5 protein-coding genes are annotated in these 3,762 nt (G+C 64.6%); all 5 read left to right on the forward strand.

The window, feature by feature from the left end; all coding sequences use genetic code 11:
* Positions 1 to 67 precede the first annotated feature (67 nt).
* The 5 genes from BCF44_RS54520 to BCF44_RS54535 all read left to right on the forward strand — a co-directional run bounded on the left by BCF44_RS54520 (position 68) and on the right by BCF44_RS54535 (position 3,658).
* The gene (locus tag BCF44_RS54520; protein ID WP_211353718.1) at positions 68 to 1,156 is read left to right on the forward strand and encodes an ArsR/SmtB family transcription factor; all 1,089 of its coding nucleotides are present in this window, start codon (positions 68 to 70) and stop codon (positions 1,154 to 1,156) included.
* A 244-nt stretch (positions 1,157 to 1,400) separates the two neighbouring features.
* A complete protein-coding gene (locus BCF44_RS54525) occupies positions 1,401 to 1,736 on the forward strand; it encodes a hypothetical protein (protein ID WP_116182475.1) in 336 nt (111 codons plus the stop codon).
* A 215-nt stretch (positions 1,737 to 1,951) separates the two neighbouring features.
* Positions 1,952 to 2,383 carry a hypothetical protein gene (locus BCF44_RS55180; RefSeq protein ID WP_147329104.1) on the forward strand — a complete coding sequence of 144 codons (432 nt, stop codon included), beginning with the start codon at positions 1,952 to 1,954 and terminating at the stop codon, positions 2,381 to 2,383.
* 303 nt (positions 2,384 to 2,686) lie between these two features.
* Positions 2,687 to 2,875: a hypothetical protein gene (locus BCF44_RS54530; protein ID WP_116182476.1), complete on the forward strand. Its 189-nt coding sequence runs from the start codon at positions 2,687 to 2,689 to the stop codon at positions 2,873 to 2,875.
* Between the two features lie 195 nt (positions 2,876 to 3,070).
* Complete coding sequence (locus tag BCF44_RS54535; protein ID WP_116182477.1) at positions 3,071 to 3,658, forward strand: RICIN domain-containing protein; 588 nt, start codon at positions 3,071 to 3,073, stop codon at positions 3,656 to 3,658.
* Positions 3,659 to 3,762: the final 104 nt, after the last annotated feature.

Consider the following 3,762-nt stretch of genomic DNA (forward strand, 5'->3'; position numbering starts at 1 on the left):
TACTACCGAAGGGCCGGGTTCCGGCCGCCACCTGCAGCGATGACTTACCGAGCCCCACAGGACCGGGGTGATCGGCAGCGGCAACGCCGATCGGCAAGGCATACTGTCGCCGACGCCGGGCCAGCGCGCTGCTGGGGTGGGCATGGTGGGGGGAGGAACACCGGTGCTGCGGATTCATTTCACCTCGAATGACCTGGCCAGAACGCGTGTCGCGAGTACGCCCGACCCGCTGTGGGAAGTCCTGCTCAGCAGCTTCCGGCTTCGTCAGGTGAGCAGTCACCCGGAGTTGAACTCCTGGGCCCGTCAGCTCCGCACCGACCAGACCCGGCGGGCTCGGCTCGGTCCGGGCGTGCGGCTGCTGTCCGTGCTCGCGCCCATGGGCCCCTACATTCCCGACTTCCTCACCCCACCCGACGGGAAGGAGGGCTTGGACGCCGGCCTCGAAGCGATCATGTCCACGCCCCGCCGACGATTGCGGGGTGAACTGGCACGCCTTGCCCGGCGCAGCCCGCTGCCTGGCTGGGTCCGGCCGCTGTCCGAGGGCGACGTGACCTTCCTGCGGCGCCTGACCGTTGAACTGCGTGCCTATCACGACAGCGCCATCGCGCCCCACCAAGAAGTCATCCAGCGCAGCGTCGACGCCGACCGCGCACGGCGCTACCCCACCCTCGCCGAACCCGGTATCGAGGACATGTTCAGCAGTATGGGGCCTGACGTGCACTGGCGGCCGCCGGTGTTGGAAGTCAACTTCCGCATCGACAAGGACCTGCACCTCGATGGTCGCGGTCTGCGCATCGTGCCGTCGTTCTTCAGCCGAGGAACCATCGACTCCCTCGCCGACACCTCCCTGGCACCCGTCCTGATCTTTCCCATCGATCATGGCGGCCACTGGGCGCCTCTCGGTCCGGCCTCCGGGAGGCAGTCCCTGGAGGCACTGATGGGAGCGAATCGTGCGGCGGTGCTGTGCGCCGTGGGGACCGGCGCCACCACGAGTCAGTTGGCCCATCGGCTGAGCACCTCGCTGGCGTCGGTCAGCAGGCATACCGCTGTACTGCGCGATGCAGGCCTGATCACCACCCACCGCACCGGCAGGGCCGTGGTCCACGCCCTCACGCCACTAGGCGCGGCCCTTCTCGGATACCAGCAACTGGTGTGAGCAGCGTTTGCGCTGAGACGTAAAGGCTGGCCGGGCTGGCCGACGACCGGCAGACTCCCAACCGCCCACAGCGGAGGTCAATCTTCTCGTGCAGTCATCGCACCTGGCGGCCACCGCGATGGGCGCCGCGGGCACCGGGCTCGCACTGATCGGGGATGAAGTCACGCGGTAGGCCTGGGATGACTGGCGTCGAATTCACCACCAATGCGATAGAGGGGACCAATCCATGCGTAGATTTGTCGGTGTGCTGGGCGCGACCGTGGGCATCGCGGCCGCCGCGCTCGGTCTGGGGGCCGGCCCCGCCAGTGCGGCCCCACACCCCACCTCGGTCGACCGTACCTCGTGTGGCGACCTTGACAATGTTGTCGGGTTCTACACCGACGGCGGGAGCCAGTTGGATTGCTTCGGCGTCGGTAGCGGCCCGGTCGCGCTCTACGACGTCAACCAGGTCGTTGCGCTGAAATACTGCGCGAATGTGGTTGCCGACGGTAACTTCTGGAAGTTCGGCGTGGGCAACGTCTACGTTTCGTTCACCAAGGTCACCTATATCGATGTTCATTCTTGCACCGTTTCGACCTGATCTCGATCGGTGCGACGGTCACGGCTGATATTGATCGCAGAACCGAACACCTTGCACGTCTGATTCCGCCGCAACTCGTCGATGCTCGTCGGGTTGTCCGCATCCAGCCGCGGAAACATGAAATTGTGCCGTTCCGCAGCGACTCTACATGGTCGTGGCGATCGTAATACCCAGATACCTTTGGCCCACTACTCATTGCACCACTGTGAGGAAACATGCGATCTCGAAAAAAGCTCGTGCGTGTCGCCGCGCCGGTCATCACCTCGTCTCTTCTTGCTCTACTTGTCTCCGCGCCGGCAAACGCCTCAACCGGCGGCGGCTGCGGTTGGGTCGAGGACGGCGCCACGGCGTGCGTCAGCGCCGACGGGCCGGATGTCGTAGCGGATTTCTACATCAACGGCGCCCCGTATGGTTGCGCCGACCTTTGGCTCACGGTTTACGATGACACTCAGGGTACATCCTTCAATAAATATCTGCACGGATGCTCGAACGGGCATTACGGCTGGTACACGAAGACGCCCAACGCCGACGGTCTGAAGGAATTTCCGGGTATAAACGGCCATCGGTACTCCTCGCAAATCGCGCTTGAAGGGTTCCTTCCTCCTTACCCGACTGCCTACAGCGAGGACCTGGTCTTCTCCAACTAAATCCGCCTCACCTGCGATAGGTGTGGTGAAGCCTCATGGTCGAGTAGGGCGCACGCTGTGCTGCGTCTGCGTTTCTGAGTTGCGAAGTATGGGAACGATGACTGACGGGACCGCGTGCGTCCTACCGGTGCTTTGTTGATGTTGGTCGGGGTTGGGAGTAGACCTGAGAGTGGGAGTGAAGATCCACTCACCGCTCGGGGGTGGTGGCGATGACCGCACGTCGGGTATGCCCGCCGGCGCCAGGACGGTTGAAAGACTACGCAACCCAATGCGACCCGCTGCTCGTCTCGCTGGCCCGGCGGCGTGACAACCTTCGCCGGCATCGTCCTCGGCGCACCGTTGGGCGGCACTCTCATCGACCAACTCGGCGCCCACGTAGCGTTGTGGGCGGCCACAGCAGCCGGCGTCGTATTTCTGCTCGCCGCGGTGATCGGCCACCGCCGACTCCACACCACGCTCACATCGTCCAACAGCGCCGAATCCACGCCCTAGAACACCAGGCGATTGCAAGTTCCGGGGTCGTGTGGCTGGTCAGAGACATGAGACGGGCGACATCGTCCCACATCCGCCGCCGGAGCTGGACCGTGGATCTGCCCTGCCCACAGTATCAACACGGCCGAGCATCGCTCGGTTCTGGTTCGCGTGGCGGCTCTCGTTCGCGCGACAGAGGGAAGGAACACAATCAGGATGTTTTCCAGCAAGCTGGCACGCCGGTTGGTCCACGCTGGCCGAAGGCTGGCCGCGCCGGTGGTGGCCGTGGTGATCGCACTCGTGATGGCCGCTCCCGCCGTTGCCGCCGCGGCCCCTGCGCCCGCGGCCACCAATCCACTGGTCTCGATACAGCCGCACAGTCACCGAACCGGGAGCTTCACGAAGTACGTCATCGTGAACTGGGCCACTAATCGCTGCCTCGACAGCAACGAGAACCAGGACCTCTACACCCTGCCCTGCAACGGTGGCGCCTACCAGCACTGGGACGGCGCCTGGGACCCCAGTTGGCCGCACGGTGGTGGGTACCTGATCTCGGACGAGGCCACGACCTTTTGCCTCAACGGAGGCGGACCCCCGCCGCGGACCCAGCAGTGCGCCAACAATGATAATCACGAGTGGCACATCACTGGTGGCACTGACGCTTATCAGCTCCGGCCGGATGCACTCGTCGGGGTGAACAACGGCGGCGACTACTGCCTCGACAGCAACGCCAACGGTGACGTCTACATCACCCCGTGCGCGCTCGCGAACCCGTACCAGAACTGGGTGGTGGCTCCCGCATAGCCAGTTTCCGGGTCGGATGCACTGCCTCCTCGGCAGTGCATCCTGTGGGACTCGTGCAGTCATCGCTGCAGGTGGTCGGCTGGCGCATAGCTTCTCGGGCAGCG

The sequence above is a fragment of the Kutzneria buriramensis genome, from assembly GCF_003387475.1.
Lineage (GTDB): Bacteria > Actinomycetota > Actinomycetes > Mycobacteriales > Pseudonocardiaceae > Kutzneria > Kutzneria buriramensis.

Bases quoted from the DNA above. Each gene is read 5' to 3' on its own strand.
- BCF44_RS54535 (WP_116182477.1), top strand. From the start codon at position 3,071: ATGTTTTCCAGCAAGCTGGCACGCCGGTTGGTCCACGCTGGCCGAAGG.
- BCF44_RS55180 (WP_147329104.1), top strand. From the start codon at position 1,952: ATGCGATCTCGAAAAAAGCTCGTGCGTGTCGCCGCGCCGGTCATCACC.